Origin of the sequence: Micromonospora sp. NBC_01392, assembly GCF_045040125.1 — a bacterium.
In the GTDB taxonomy this organism is placed as follows: domain Bacteria; phylum Actinomycetota; class Actinomycetes; order Mycobacteriales; family Micromonosporaceae; genus Micromonospora.
Map to the genome: position 1 here is coordinate 2,986,201 of NZ_CP109549.1, position 14,858 is coordinate 3,001,058.

Annotated in this window: 8 protein-coding genes and 2 pseudogenes; 5 read left to right on the forward strand and 5 right to left on the reverse strand. The window is 67.9% G+C overall.

Annotated elements, in window-relative coordinates; genetic code table 11:
• Positions 1-2: 2 nt before the first annotated feature.
• Both OG767_RS13685 and OG767_RS13690 read right to left on the reverse strand, forming a co-directional pair.
• On the reverse strand, positions 3-1,244 hold the full coding sequence (locus OG767_RS13685) for an MFS transporter (RefSeq protein WP_405093730.1): 1,242 nt from the start codon (positions 1,242-1,244) through the stop codon (positions 3-5).
• Positions 1,245-1,791: 547 nt separating this feature from the next.
• On the reverse strand, positions 1,792-2,619 hold the full coding sequence (locus OG767_RS13690; protein ID WP_405093731.1) for an SDR family oxidoreductase: 828 nt from the start codon (positions 2,617-2,619) through the stop codon (positions 1,792-1,794).
• Positions 2,620-2,894: 275 nt separating this feature from the next.
• Between OG767_RS13690 and OG767_RS13695 the strand changes: the two are divergent.
• Positions 2,895-3,045 (forward strand): annotated as a pseudogene (locus OG767_RS13695) (IS5/IS1182 family transposase); the annotation flags it as partial.
• Positions 3,046-3,295: 250 nt separating this feature from the next.
• Positions 3,296-4,423 (forward strand): cytochrome P450, encoded by a 1,128-nt coding sequence (locus OG767_RS13700; RefSeq protein WP_405093732.1) that lies wholly within the window; start codon positions 3,296-3,298, stop codon positions 4,421-4,423.
• Positions 4,424-4,449: 26 nt separating this feature from the next.
• Here OG767_RS13700 and OG767_RS13705 read toward each other — a convergent pair whose 3' ends face one another.
• Positions 4,450-4,905 carry an SDR family oxidoreductase gene (locus tag OG767_RS13705; protein WP_405093733.1) on the reverse strand — a complete coding sequence of 152 codons (456 nt, stop codon included), beginning with the start codon at positions 4,903-4,905 and terminating at the stop codon, positions 4,450-4,452.
• Between the two features lie 707 nt (positions 4,906-5,612).
• Complete coding sequence (locus OG767_RS13710) at positions 5,613-6,077, reverse strand: hypothetical protein (protein ID WP_405093734.1); 465 nt, start codon at positions 6,075-6,077, stop codon at positions 5,613-5,615.
• Between the two features lie 118 nt (positions 6,078-6,195).
• Between OG767_RS13710 and OG767_RS13715 the strand changes: the two genes are divergently transcribed.
• Complete coding sequence (locus tag OG767_RS13715; RefSeq protein ID WP_405093735.1) at positions 6,196-6,708, forward strand: hypothetical protein; 513 nt, start codon at positions 6,196-6,198, stop codon at positions 6,706-6,708.
• A gap of 576 nt (positions 6,709-7,284) precedes the next feature.
• Positions 7,285-7,689: a 4'-phosphopantetheinyl transferase family protein gene (locus tag OG767_RS13720; protein ID WP_405093736.1), complete on the forward strand. Its 405-nt coding sequence runs from the start codon at positions 7,285-7,287 to the stop codon at positions 7,687-7,689.
• 429 nt (positions 7,690-8,118) lie between these two features.
• Here the strand turns inward: OG767_RS13720 and OG767_RS13725 are convergent, their stop codons facing one another.
• On the reverse strand, positions 8,119-8,442 hold the full coding sequence (locus OG767_RS13725; RefSeq protein WP_405093737.1) for a hypothetical protein: 324 nt from the start codon (positions 8,440-8,442) through the stop codon (positions 8,119-8,121).
• Positions 8,443-8,802: 360 nt separating this feature from the next.
• Between OG767_RS13725 and OG767_RS13730 the strand changes: the two are divergent.
• Positions 8,803-14,403 (forward strand): annotated as a pseudogene (locus OG767_RS13730) (type I polyketide synthase); the annotation flags it as partial.
• Between the last annotated feature and the right edge of the window lie 455 nt (positions 14,404-14,858).

The window sequence follows — 14,858 nt, forward strand, 5'->3', positions numbered from 1 at the left end:
TTTCAGTCCTCCCTGACGGTCGGAGCGCTGGTGCGCAACCGCCGGACGTTGACTGTCGCGTATGCGGCGAGCAGGGCCGTGAGCACCGCGAGGGACAGGGCCGCGATGCCCGGGGCGAACCGGGCGACCAGGGCGCCCGCGACGACCGGCGCGAACACCCGCAGGACATCACCGGTGGTGCCGATCACCGTCGCCACCCGCCCCTGGAGATGGTCGGGCGTGACGGTGATGGCGCGGGACTGGAAGACGATGGCCACGATGGGTGTGAGTAGGAAGATCAGTCCGAAGATGAGTCCGTAGCTCCAGGGTTGTCGGGCCACGGCCAGGAGGGCTACCAGGCCCACCGTCACCCAGGACACGACCGGGATGGCCACCACCGGGCGGACCCGACGCAGCACCCCGGGAGCGGCCAGCGCGCCGATCAGGCCGCCCACGCTGGCGATCGCCAGGATCAGGCCGATCGACACCGGCAGGTCGCCACGACGGCCGGTGACCAGGATGGTGTGGTAGACGAGCGCCCCGAGCACGAAATTGATTCCGGCGGCCCAGAACGTGACGAACCGCAGGAATTTTCGTCTCCACACGAAGCGGAGACCGGCCCGGAGATCGGTGAGGAACGAATGACGTGCCGTCCGTTGTGGGGACAGATCCGTCCGGATGGCGGCGACACAGGCAGCGGCGATTAAATAGGTCATCACGTCGGCTAGGAACGGCATCCAGCGCGCCACCTGGAAAAGCGCGCCCCCGAGCATTGGCCCGGCGATCCGCATGGCGTGGTTGCGCGCTTCGAGCCGGGCCAGTGCCTGCTTGTCGTCGGCGGGCAGCACTCGACGGATGGCACCCGCGCCGGCCGATTCGTAGCCGGCCTGGGCCACCCCCTCGACGAACGCGGCACCGGTCAGGACGGCGAGGGTCGCCGCGCCCGCCGCCAGCGTGGCGGTGACCATGCCGATCGCCCCGGCCGCCACCAGCAGTGCGGTGACCATCATGGCCTTGCGGGGCAACCGGTCCGCCAGGACTCCCGCCACCGGCGCGGTGACCAGCCGTCCGGCCAGACCGACGCCGCCGACCAGGCCGGCGGCGGTGGGCGAGCCGCTGATCGCCAGCGCCACCAGCGGGAGCACCAGGCCAGAGGCCTGGGAACCGAGCAGGTTGACTCCGCCGGCGAGCCAGTACAGGCGAAAGTCGCGGGACCGGGAGGAATCGAGTGTAAATGGCGATTCACGAGCCGAGGTGGCGGTCATCCTCGCGGTCGCTTTGATTGCACACGAATCTCCTACGGGCGAGCATGAAGTGAGCGTTCAGGGCAATTTGTGGCGTTGATGGAAGCCATTGTCCTGATTGGTGACCGAAGGGGGGATCGAGCTGTATCCGAACGCTAACACTCGGTAGCGTGGCTGACAAGACAATCTCTCTGCCGGCGCCAGGTTGCATCGGTTTAGCTCGATTGTGCCTTGGTGGCGAAATAGTCCTGAGTCGAATGGGTGCCCCGCCCGGCCGGCGGGGCACTGCGCCGTCGGCATGGTCCTGGGGTCCGCCGCCGCCGGAATGCCCGCCGACGTCGCCAGGACGGCCGGGACGGCCAGCTTGGCCGGGGCGGTCGGCGTCCGGACGGCGCAACTCGTCGAAGATGGTGCTCGGACGACCGGGGCGAGCAGCCGGCGTCCTCGGCCGACTGCCGCATCCCGGCCAGCGCGGCCTGCTCGCTGTCCTCCACCACCCGAGCAGATTCACCTCTGGCGCCGGCTGCCCGGGCGGGGTCGGCCGGCGAAGGCCACCTCGCGCGCCTGCTCACGGGACGGTGTGATGGCCCGCCTTGATCACCTGGTCGTACTCCCGGCGTCGGGCGTCGTAGGCGAGCTTCAGGAACGCCTCCGAGTCGGATCCCACCGGCAGCCGAAGCGGCGGCGAGTCCATCTGACCGAGCCGCCAGACCACGTCGGCGAAGAGCTCGGGGGTGTTGATCTCCGCATAGGTGTTCATCTCGTGCAGCGCGCGGAGCGCGCTCTCGGTGACCGGCGTGTAGTCCGCGATACGGTGCTCCGGCATCTGCATGTTGGCGCTGTAACCGGTGGCGAAGCCGCCCGGCTGCAGGATGGTCACCTTGACCCCGAGGTGCCCGGCCTCGGCGGCCAGCGCTTCGGCCGCTCCCTCCAGAGCGAACTTGCTCGCGGTGTACGCGGCGAGCCCTGGGAAGGGAGCCGCGCCGTTGACCGAGCTGACGAAGACGGCGTGCCCGCGGCGCTGCGCCCGCCACAGCGGCAGCACGGCGCGGGTGAGCCGCCACGGCCCGAAGAGGTTGGTGGCGAACTGTGCGGCGAGCTCCGCGTCGGAAGCCTCCTCGAAGGTGCCGAACTGGCCGTAGGCCGCGTTGTTGACCAGTACATCGATGCCGCCGAAGGCCTCCACCGCACGCTCGACCGCTGCCGCGCACTGCTCCGGATCCCGTACGTCCAGGGCGGCGGCCACCACGTTGTTCGGATGCCGGGCGACCAACCCGTCCAGGGTCTTCGGCTGCCGGGCGGTCGCCACCACCTGGTCGCCCTCGGCGGCGAGCCGGGCCGCGAGAGCCTGACCGAGTCCGCTCGAACACCCCGTGACCAGCCAACACTTTGTCATCGCTCTCGACCCGCCTATCCACTGGGTTATGTCGCGATTGCAGGGTGTCAGAGGTGACGCAAAAGGTGAAGAAGTATTGACCGTCACCACACTGATTCGTCGGGTATCCGGCATCGGGCCCGCTGCTGTGCTCTCGGTGCCGGTCTCCTCCCTGGTGAGTGTGGCGACGGTCCTGTGGATCAGGTCAAATACTAGCTAAGAGTTACAGCGGTCGATGCAAGCTGAGCGGCCTAATTGCAGCTCAGTGACCATCTCGGGCAAGTAATGACAAGCCCGATCCGGCTACGTTCCGTAAAGGCGCACCGTCGTGGAACGCTGCTTCAGCCGCCTCAAGCGGCGGCGTGACCTGGCCACTCGCTATGCCAGACGCACATCCGCTACCGGGCCGGCCTCGTCCTGATCGCCGCCATCATCGGGCTTCCATGATCGGCGGACAGGCCTGGTCGAAACCCGCCCCGACCTGGTTCCCGCCAATTTCCTGCGCTTTGCTGGGAAGTTCTCCGGCCGGTCGAGCGACAGGTGCCCGCGGCGGGCGGGCATGGCGCCGGCGTACGTCCCACGCCATAATCACTGCATGGAGGATATGAGCGGGCCGATTCGGCAGGACAGATTGTTCACCCTCAAGGCGCTGGAAAACCCGACCCGCCTGTTCCACCGAATTCGGGCGGAATCCCCGGTGACCTGGGTTCCGGAGCTCAACGCGTACCTCGTCACCCGGCACGCGGACATCGTCGCCGGGATGAAGGACCGCCGCCTGGCCAACGCGAACATGGCCCAGGGTCTCCGGCGGCTGAGTCCCGCCGAGCAGGACGAGTTGCTGCCGCTGCGCGCCTCGCTCGACATGTGGATGGGGCACACCAACCCCGCTGACCACGTCCGCTTCCAGCAGCTGTTGAAGCGGTACTTCATGCCCGCCACAGTGGACGCGCTGCGCCCGCGGGTACGGGAGTTGACCCACGAGCTGCTCGACGCCGTGGCGCCGCAGGGCCGGATGGACGTGGTCAAGGACCTGGCGTTCCCGCTGCCGGCGAATGTCATCGCCGAGATGCTCGGCATGCCGATCCGCGACCGCGATTTGCTCCATGCCTGGTCGCGGGACATCCACACAGTCTTTCAGATCGCCAACCTGGCCCAGCTGCGCCGGTGCCAGCGCAGCCTCCTGGAGATGCAGGACTACCTGCGGCCACTGCTGGCGGAGCGCCGGCAACAGCCGCGCGAGGACGTGCTGAGCACGTTCGCGGCCGCCGAGAAGGACGGCCTGGTCACCGAGGACGAGATCGTCGCCAACTGCGTGCTGCTGCTGTTCGCCGGCCACGAGACGACGGCCCACCTCATCGCGAACGGGCTGCTCCTGCTGTTCCAGAACCCCGAGCAGCTCGACCTGCTCAAGAAGAAGCCAGAGCTGACCCCGTCAGCCGTGGAGGAGATGCTGCGCTGCGACGGCCCGGGCGGGAGCGTCGTGCGGATCACCACCGAACCGGTGGTGATCGGCGGCGTGCCCATCGCGGCGCACCAGACCATCTACCTCGCCATGGTGGCCGGCAACCGCGACCCCGAGGTGTTCGACGAACCCGACCGTTTCGACGTCACCCGTACCCCCAACCGGCACACCGCGTTCGGCATGGGCGCGTCCTACTGCCTGGGCGCCGCGCTGGCCCGGATGGAAACGGACGAGTGCTTCCGCATCCTGCTTGATCGTTTCCCGGACCTGCGCCCGGTCGACGCGACACCGGACTGGCATGTCAACTCGCCGTTCCAGCATCACCTGAACACGCTGCGGGTCGAGCTGACCGGCCGCCACTGACCCGGGCAGCCCGCCCGTCCGGCGGTTCAGCCGGTCCGGCGGCGGGCGCCGGCGATCCAGCGATCCCGGTCGGCGGCCTTGTGCCGCACGTACCGGGACACCTCGGGGCGTGGCAGGACGAGGAACCGCTCGGCCGCCAGACCCTCGACCACCACGCCGGCGACGTCGTCCGGCTCAAGCAGCTCGCCGGCCGCGGTGACGGCCTTCGCCGCGGCCGACCGGCCTCGGGGCCGGTCGGCGACAACGGGGGTACGCACGCCCTGCGGGCACAGCGCGCTGACCCGAAGGCCGGCGTCGCCGTAGGTCACCGCCAGCCATTCGGCGTACGCCACCGCGGCGTGCTTCGTCGCGGCGTACCGGCGTTTCGCCCGGGGCCACCAGCAGACCGGGCCGCCGAGCAGGTGTGCAGCAGGTATCCGCCGCCGCGGGCCAACATCCGGGCGCCAGGCACGCGCGGAGCAGACGTGGGCCGGCACGTTCACCTGCCAGGCCAGGGCCCCGTCCTGGTCCCGGGGCGTCCAGCCCGTGGCCGAACGCGTTGCCCGCGCTGGCGCAGAACAGGTCGATCGGCCCGAGCTGCCGGTCGACGGCGTCGATCAGCGCGACGACCTCGTACTCCCCACCGCCACGTCGGTGCGCGTCGCCGGCGCGGGAACGCTCGCCTGCCAGATTTCGACGGCCACCGCGGCGACGGCCGCGCGTAGTGATCCGCGACGCGGACGCCGGCCGCGTCCTCAGCGGCGAACCGGCGCGCCGTCGCGGCGCCGATCCCGCTGGCGCCGCTGCGGGTGCCGGAAACCCTGTCCGTGCAGTTCGGGCAGCAGGCTCGTCTTCGTGGAGGACTCCGCCGAGGCGGTCACGTCGGCGGATGGCCAGGTGGGTGATCGTGTCTGGGTTGGTGATCGGTCTGGGCGGCGGATGCAGCGGCCGTGCCGGGCAGCGATCAGGTTGCGGTGCCAGCGAAGCGCGGGCCGTGCATCTGCCGTTCGAGGACGGCGATCTGGTGTCGCAGGGTCAAGATTCCCGCGTCCTTGGCCCGATCGCTCAGATGCGAGCAGCCTGGACAGGTCGAGGAGCACACGTTCTCGTCCTGGCCGTCAAACCTGTCATGAGCAGGGCGGACGCCATTGCCGGCACCCGCAAGGCGAAGGACTAACATGTCGGGATGACTGCCTTTCGTGTCGCTATATCAACGGATGACGATGAAGTTGCTGGTGCGGTTCAACTCCTGATCAGGATTGAAGCCAGCGGCGGCGTGCACCGGATCGCTGAGATAACGATGCGCAGCAATGGTCCGACCGGTTTGACTGTCAGCTCGCTGCCTGAGATAGATCTTGAGGCGATCGGGCAGGCTCTGATCAGGGGCGCGGGAGCCTCGCGTGCCAGCAGTTCGGCAGTGGAGGCCGGCGCGGCGACTGGAGTCGTTGGTCCCAGCGCGCCCGCTGGCGGTCGGGTTACGACTCGCAGGCGGTCCGACACTCAGCAGTCGGTTGACGGTTCGGCGGATCATGGCCGGCTTGCCGCAGCGCAACCGGCAGAGACAACGCGCGATCAGGGGACCGGGTCGGGCCGCGCCTACCGGCGCATGCCCGATGCGGAAGAAGTCCGGGCCGTGTACGAGGCCGCTGGTACCGTCACCGGCGTCGCCGAACACTACGGGGTTCCGCGGCACACCGCGAAGGGTTGGGTAGGCCGGTTGCGGAAGCTGGACGGTAAGCCATCGTAACGGTGTGCTGCCCGTGGTCGGGCTCACCGCATAGAGGAGAGCTTTGATGAGCGAGTACCTCATCACAGTTGAGCAGGTTGGCGGCAGCGGGCAGATAAAGGTCGTTGTGGACCTGGCCTCAACTGGCCCTACCCTCCGGGAGATTTCGGTACGGCCTGACGACGATGGTTCCGCTGTGCCGCAGACGCTGGCTGAGCTGGACTTTCGACAGATTGTCGAGATCGCGTTTCGGCTGTCTGGAGAGGCGGAAACCGCTGGCTCGGTGCCAGACATCGTTGACGGACATGACGTGGAACGAGACGAACCTGCGCAACCATTCGACGGAGGGCGGATGTCGGCGCCTGCGGACAAGGTGCCACCCGGACGCGTCGGTAAGCACGTCAGCGACATGCCGCCCGACTTCCCCGTCAAGTACTGGAAGATGGGGAGTGCGGCGAGGGTCGCCGAGCATTACTCGGTTCCCCGGCAGATCGCCAACGGCTGGATCAAGGAGCTGCGACGAACCGGCAAGGCGCCGGATCCATGGCGTCAGGGACGGACGCGCGGGCGGCCACTCTGAGCCAGGCCATGTCGCACGCCTCCCGGACACGGGTTCAAGCCGCTGCAGGCAGAACGTGAGTGCGAACGACCTTGCCGACATCGGCTTCGAGGGCCGAGAACCCGTACGAATCCGTTCCAGGCGCTCTCACGCCGGGACGACGCCCGGCGCTGGCGGTCCTGCACCCGATTGAACGCGGCCCGTCGGACCCGGCAGCGGCGCTGTCGGTCGTCTCCACGTGCCGCGTTCCTCAACGGCCAGTTCCTCCGTGGCCGCCGGAAGGCCAGACCAGCAGGCGCGGCGGTCGCCCCGATCGACTGCCACAAGCGGTGCATCGACCCGGCCGACGCCCACGACTGGTGCGAGGACCCGCTCAGCGAATCGGAGTGGGCCCGCGCCGGGTCCCGCCGCCGGGTCGCGGCGCGACGACGGCTCACGACGGCAACCGCGCTCCTCAAGGCCACGGTTGCCGAGTCGGCCGATGACGATCCGCGGAAGGTCAAGCTTCGCCGCGAGTGTCCGGACTGCCGAGGTCCGCACGGGCACCCTGAGGTCGTCGGAAGCACGCTCAACGGCTCCCGCACGCATGCCGGCGACATGGTGGCGGTCGCGCTGTGCGCGGACGCAGCCGTCGGAGTAGACGTCGGGCAGGTGATCGCCGACGTCGACGTCGACAGCATGCTGGGGCTGGTGCTCAGCGACGCCCAGCGCGCGGACTTCCGCGCTGTTCACGGCCGGAGGGCCCGGACCCAGGCATTCTTCCACTGTTGGACGCGTAAGGAGTCGGTGCTGAGGGTGACCGGCGACGGGCTGCGGATCCCGATGTCGAACGTGACAGTGTGGGCGTCGCACGACCTGGTCCGCGAACGCGACGGGCGCGGCCGCGTCTGCCGCCACCGGCTTTGTCCGCTGGTCCGGACCGGCGGTCAGAGCCAGCCGAACTCGCCGGTAGCGGCGAACGACACGATCGGCCGGCCGCGTCCTCGCGTCCCTTCTTCGTGATTGCGGTCGTTGCGCCGGACGCTTGACAGGGTGCGCGGATATTGAGAATCGTGTATGGAGAAGCCGTTCCGGTGAAGAAAACTTCTACGGGGGAAGGATCATCGATGCCTCGTCATCGTTCACCTCGACGTGTCTTCCCGGCCAGGTTGGGGCAGTCGGCTGTGCCAACGCGGCCCCGGCCTCAAGTAGACGCTTCCCCGGGGAGGTAAGCGGTTCATGTGAACGGCCGCCCAGGCAATCAACGGGTCTGTCACACCTCATGGATCGCCTCACACGACGATCTGGGATCACCAGTCTTTTGTAGACGGCGGCCCATAGTGGATTTGCCATGTGAAAGGGCCACCAGCTGCTATGGATGATTCTGGACGGGTTCTGGGACTGGATCGGGCCGCTGTCGCCCGGCACGCGCAGTGGTGCCGCCCGCTGGGATCAAAATGGTGACACGAGGTGCTGCCGGCCGATCCGCATGCTGCGGACATGCTCGACTGGGTGCAGGCGCTGTTCGACAATTCGTACGTGTGGGATCAGAAGGGCGACCCACGATAGGGCGACAGCGTCGAAACCGGCTCGAAACGTCATATCATCATCGAAGGCCCGAGTATCCCGATCGCTGTCAGTCTGACCGTCGGCAACCGGCTCGACGTCTCCAGTTGACGGCGGCTCTGCCGCCTGCCGGATGGGCTCGAATTCGATCGAGGCCATGGCGACGAAATATGCCAAGATCAGGGCATCGCGCACGACATTTTCGCTCAACTCGCTACACGATACGGCCGATTGGCGCTCACCAGTGGGCGTGGATCGAACCGCCGCATCGCTGCACCATTCCTCCGCGATCGGGTCCGGTGGCTGATCCTCAAGGACATTCGCCGGAGGTCTTCACGTGCCCCACCTGCCGAATCATTGCTGATGACGTCTCGTCAAACGATTCAGTGTCAAGACTCCGACCGCGTGGCGTTGACCTGATGGTCCGTAATCGAAGATCACATGTAGGTCGGGTGGCTGTGTGAGCCCAGCCGGGGTGTCACCGGCAGGCTCACTTCCAGGCCGCTGGTTCGTGTTTTCCGCTGTGTGGATGAGAATATCTGAGGTTGGCGATGTTTGAGATTTTCAGCGATGTCTGAGGCCTTTCGGGGTCAGGATAGTGCGATTGCCGTTGTCGGTGTGTCGTGTCGGCTGCCGCGCGCGGCTGGTCCGGCAGCATTCTGGGCCTTGTTGCGTGATGGGTTGGACGGGATTTCTTCTACTCCTGCTGATCGGTGGGGCGTTGCTGCGGTCGACCCGGGTAGTCCGGCCCTGGGTGCGGGGTATGGGGGTTACCTTGCCGGGGTTGATCAGTTCGATGCGGGGTTTTTCGGGATTTCGCCGCGGGAGGCTGCTGCAGTTGATCCGCAGCAGCGGCTGACGCTGGAGTTGGGTTGGGAGGCGCTTGAGGACGCCGGCATCGTGCCGGAGCGAGTCAGGGGCGCCCGTGTCGGGGTGTTCATCGGTGCGAACAAGGATGACTACGCCACCGTGGCGCGTCGGCGCGGGGTGGAGGCGATCACTGAGCACAGCACCACTGGTTTGCAGCGTGGCATGATCGCTAATCGGGTGTCGTATGTGTTCGGGTTGACTGGGCCGAGTATCACTGTTGATACCGCCCAGTCGTCGTCGTTGGTCGCTGTTCACCTGGCTTGTGAAAGTCTGCGTCGTGGTGAGTGTTCCAGCGCGATTGTTGGCGGGGTTGTTCTTAATCTCAGCGCAGAGGCTGCCGTTGAGTTGTCGAGGTTCGGGGCGTTGTCGCCGGATGGCCGCTGTTTCACGTTTGATGCCCGGGCCAACGGGTTCGTGCGTGGCGAGGGTGGTGCGGTCGTTGTCCTGAAGCCGTTACGGCAGGCGTTGGCCGACGGTGACCACGTGTATTGCGTCATTCGCGGTAGCGCTGTCAACCACGATGGGGTAAGTGAGGGTCTGACGGTTCCTAGTGCCTCCGCGCAGGAGGAGGTCATTCGGCTCGCGCATGAACGCGCGGGCGTGCAGGCGGCAGACATTCAGTATGTGGAGTTGCACGGCACGGGCACGAAGGTTGGTGATCCGATCGAGGCGGCCGCGCTGGGCGCGGCCGTGGGCAGGCCCCGCCGTGCTCATGGCCCGCTGCGGGTGGGCTCGGTCAAGACGAACATTGGCCATCTTGAGGGCGCTGCGGGTATCGCCGGGTTACTCAAGGTGGTCTTGGCGATCTACCACCGTCAGATTCCGGCCAGTTTGAACTTCCGGCAGGCGAGTCCGTGGGTTCGGCTGCAGGAACAGAACCTCCAGGTTCAGACGCGGACCGCCGGATGGCCGGAACCCAGCCGGCCGCTGGTCGCGGGCGTCAGCTCGTTCGGCATGGGCGGCGCCAACTGCCACGTCGTCGTCAGCGAGGTCACCGACGCTGAGGTCGCGGAGGGTGTCAGGCTCGGCGGGCCGGTGGAGTCGGCGCCGTGGGCGCTGCCGCTGTCGGCGAGATCGGCCCGGGCGTTGGGTGAGCAGGCGATGAGGCTACGGGCGCTCGTGACCGAGCAGCCGGAGCTCTCGGTCCGGGATGTGGCCTGGACCCTGGCCACCGCCCGGTCGGTGTTCGCGCACCGGGCGGTGGTGGTGACCGCAGATGTGGACGGCCTCCTGGCCGGGTTGCAGGATCTGGCCGGGCTGCAGGATCCGGCGGGGTTGCGGGATGTGGATGTTTCGTCGGTGGTGGTGCGGGGTGTCGCGGCTGGTCCGGCTGGGTTGGGTCCGGTGTTTGTGTTTCCGGGTCAGGGGGCGCAGTGGGTGGGGATGGGGGTGGCGTTGTGGGATGTGGAGCCGGTGTTCGCGGAGGCGATGGGTCGGTGTGCGGAGGTGTTGGCGCCGTTTGTGGATTGGTCGTTGCGGGAGGCGTTGGCTGATCCGGTGTTGTTGGGTCGGGTGGATGTGGTGCAGCCGGTGTCGTGGGCGGTGATGGTGTCGTTGGCGGAGTTGTGGCGTTCGGTGGGTGTGGTTCCGGCGGCGGTGGTGGGACACAGTCAGGGTGAGATCGCGGCGGCGTGTGTGGCTGGTGTTTTGTCGTTGGCGGATGGGGCGCGGGTGGTGGCGTTGCGGAGTCGGGCGATTGTGGCGTTGTCGGGGTCGGGGGGCATGGTGTCGGTGCCTGCGCCGCTGGACGAGGTGCTGGAGTTGATTGTCGGGTGGGGTGGGGACCTGTCGGTGGCGGCGGTCAACGGTCCGGCGCAGGTGGTGATTTCCGGTACCACGACCGCGTGTGAGGAGTTCGTCCAGGCGCACGCGGAGTTGGGTGTCCGTCGGATCGCGGTGGACTACGCGTCGCATTCGCCGCAGGTGCAGGCGATCCGCGACCGGTTGCACACCGATCTGGCCGGTCTGCAGCCTCGTAGTGGGCAGGTGCCGTTCTACTCGACGCTGGAAGCGGCGTTGGTGGATACCGCTGGTCTTGATGGTGGCTACTGGTATCGGAACTTGCGGCACACGGTCCGGTTCGGCGAGGTGATTCAGACGCTGACCGAGGCCGGTCATCGGACGTTCGTGGAGGTTAGTCCGCATCCGGTGTTGGCGATGGCGGTGGAGCAGGCCGGTGAGGATCTGGTGGTGGCCGGCACTCTGCGTCGTGACGACGGCGGACGGGACCGGTGGCTGCGTTCGATGGCCGCCCTGCACGTCGCCGGTGTCGCCATCGATTGGAGCCCGACTTTTGTCGGTGACGTGCCTCGACGCGTGCCGCTGCCTACCTACCCGTTCCAGCGTCAGCGCCACTGGCTCCCGGACACCCTGGCCGAGCCTCTTGGCCGCGCTGTCGCCCCGATCAACCAGTCCCAGGACGCGGTCGAGCGCCACGACATGAAGGCCAGCGCGGCTGCGCTCGGACTTGCCGAGACGGAACGCTCCGCGATGCGGGACCACTCTGGTGAAGCCGGTGTGAGAAGCGAGCCGGCGGAGGGCGGCGGCCAGTGGCACCTGCTTGACCTGATCCGTACCCATGCGGCCGCCGTGCTTGGTCATGCCGACGCGCAGGATGTCGACGCTGACCGGAGCTTTAGGGAACAGGGCTTCGACTCGTACGCCGCCATCAAGATGTGTGACCGACTCACCGCGGTGACCGGGCTGCGGCTGCCGACCACCCTGCTGTTCAACTACCCCACTCCCGTGGCACTGCGGGGATACCTGCAGCGCCGGTTGGACGGGCTGTCAGAACCGGCAACCGAACCGGTCGCCGCAGCCACTGCGCTCGACGAGCCGGTGGCGATCGTCGGGATGGGGTGTCGGTATCCGGGTGGGGTGGATGACCCGGACGGGTTCTGGCGGTTGCTGGTCGAGGGTGTTGACGCGGTGGGTGAGTTCCCCGCGGATCGGGGTTGGGACCTGACGGCGCTGCACGGCCCTGGTCGGCAGGGGTCGGAGACTCGGTACGGAACATTCCTTGCCGGGGCCGGGATGTTCGACGCGGGGTTCTTCGGGATCAGTCCGCGGGAGGCTGTGGCGATGGATCCGCAGCAGCGGCTGTTGTTGGAGGTTTCCTGGGAGGCGTTGGAGCGGGCGGGGATCGACCCGTCGGGGCTGCGGGGGTCGGACACCGGCGTGTACGTGGGCCTCATGTACCACGACTACGCCATGCAGTTGGCGGCAAGCCCGGCCGAAACCGAGGGATACACGCTGACCGGAACCAGCGCAAGCGTGGCGTCAGGGCGGGTGGCGTACACGCTGGGTCTGGAAGGCCCGGCGGTGTCGGTGGATACGGCGTGTTCGTCGTCGTTGGTGGCGGTGCATCTGGCGGCGCAGGCGTTGCGGTCGGGTGAGTGTTCGATGGCTCTGGCCGGTGGTGTGACGGTGATGGCCACGCCGGGGGCGTTCGTGGAGTTCTCCCGGCAGGGCGGGTTGGCCGCCGATGGGCGGTGCAAGCCGTTCGCGGACGCCGCTGACGGTACGGGTTGGGGTGAGGGTGTCGGCGTTGTGGTGTTGGAGCGGTTGTCGGATGCGCGTCGGCGGGGGCATCAGGTGTTGGCGGTGGTGCGGGGCAGCGCGGTCAATCAGGATGGTGCGTCGAATGGGTTGAGTGCTCCGAATGGGCCGTCGCAGCAGCGGGTGATCCGTCAGGCTTTGGCCAACGCGCGGTTGTCGCCTGGCGAGGTGGATGTGGTGGAGGCGCACGGTACGGGCACCACCCTGGGTGATCCGATCGAGGCGCAGGCGCTGATTGCCGCGTACGGTCAGGATCGGCCGGCGGGGCAGCCGTTGCGGTTGGGGTCGGTGAAGTCGAACATCGGTCACACCCAGGCGGCCGCAGGTGTTGCCGGGATCATCAAGATGGTCCTGGCGATGCGGCACGGTTTGATGCCCAGGACATTGCATGTGGACGCCCCGTCGTCACATGTGGACTGGTCGGCCGGTTCGGTGCGGTTGCTGACCGAGGCGACACCGTGGCCGGTCAGCGGTCGGCCGCGGCGGGCTGGGGTGTCGTCGTTCGGGATCAGTGGCACCAACGCCCACCTCATCATCGAAGAACCCGAACCGCTCCAGATCCCGGACGAGACCGAACCGATCGAGTCGCCGCAGGGCACACCGGCTGACCCGGCGGCCCCGGACCAGGAGTCGGGCCATGAGCCGCTGGCGCTGCCGGGTGGGATGGTGCCGTGGTTGTTGTCGGCGAAGTCTGAGGTGGCGTTGCGGGCGCAGGCGCAGCGGCTGGCGGGGTTTGTGGCCGACCAGCCTGAGGTGGATCCGGTGGTGGTGGGGCGGGCGTTGGTGGACAGCCGGGCAATCGGGTTCACCTACCGGGGTGTGGTGCTCGGTCAGGATCGGTCGGTGTTGGTGGACGGGTTGCAGGCGTTGGCCTCTGGTGTCGAGGCGCCGGGGGTGGTTGCCGGGGTTGCGGGGTCTGGTCGTCTGGCGGTGGTGTTTTCCGGGCAGGGCAGCCAGCGGCTCGGGATGGGCCGGGGCCTGTATGAGGCGTATCCGGTGTTCGCTGAAGTGTTCGATGAGGTGTGCGCGTACTTCGACCAGCATCTTGAGCGGCCGTTGCGGGACGTGGTCGCGGGCGAGCCACGGCTGCTGGACCAGACGATGTACACCCAGGCGGGGTTGTTCGCGGTGCAGGTGGCGTTGTACCGGCTGCTCGACTCGTGGGGGGTGGCCCCGCAGTATCTGGCCGGACACTCGATCGGCGAGTTGAGCGCGGCGTATGTGGCTGGGGTGTGGGGTCTGCCTGATGCGGTGGCGGTGGTGGCCGCCCGGGGCAGGTTGATGCAGGCGCTTCCTGCTGGTGGTGCCATGGTGGCGTTGACCGCCAGTGACGTCGAGGCGCAGGAGTTGATTGCCGGGCACACCGATCTGGTGGGCGTCGCGGCGGTCAACGGTCCCCGCTCGACGGTGATCTCCGGTGACCAGAATCTGGTGCTGGGCCTGGCGCGGCAGTGGCGAGACAGCGGCGGCAAAGCCCGGCAGCTGAAGGTCAGTCACGCGTTCCATTCGCCGTTGATGGAACCGATGCTGGCCGAGTTCGCCGACGTGTTAGCCGGGGTGGTGTGGCGGGAGCCGACCATCCCGGTGGTGTCCGGCATCCCGGGCGCGGACGTGACCGATCCCGAGTACTGGCTGGTGCATGCCCGCCAGACGGTGCGCTATCACGATGCGGTGAACGCGTTGCGTGAGCGAGGGGTGGGTGTCTTCCTCGAGTTGGGCCCGGACGGCACGCTGACCTCGATGGCCGACCCCGACACGGACGTGTGGCTACCCGCGCTGCGAGCTGAGCGGGATGAGCCGCAGACACTGTTGACCGCAGTCGCGGGCGTCCACGTACACGGCGGAGCGGTGGACTGGCCGACGCTGCTCGGTGCGAGTACCGGCCCGGCCGAGGCCATGGGCGTGGCGGTGGGCGGGGCCATCGCGCTGCGGGCTGAGTTGCCGACCTATCCGTTTCAGCGTCAGCGGTTCTGGCCGGTGGTGCGGGGTGTGTCGGTGGGGGGTGTGGATGGTGGGTTTAGGTGGTGCAGCGGGGTGATGTGGCGGCTTTGGCTTCTGTCTTGCGGGTGGATGAGGAGGGTGTGGCGGGGGTTCTGCCGGCGTTGGTGGAGTGGCGGCGGGCTCGTGAGGGCCGGCGGTTGATTGACGGGTGGCGGTACCGGGTTGTGTGGGAGCCGTTGACTGGTGGTCCTGAGGCG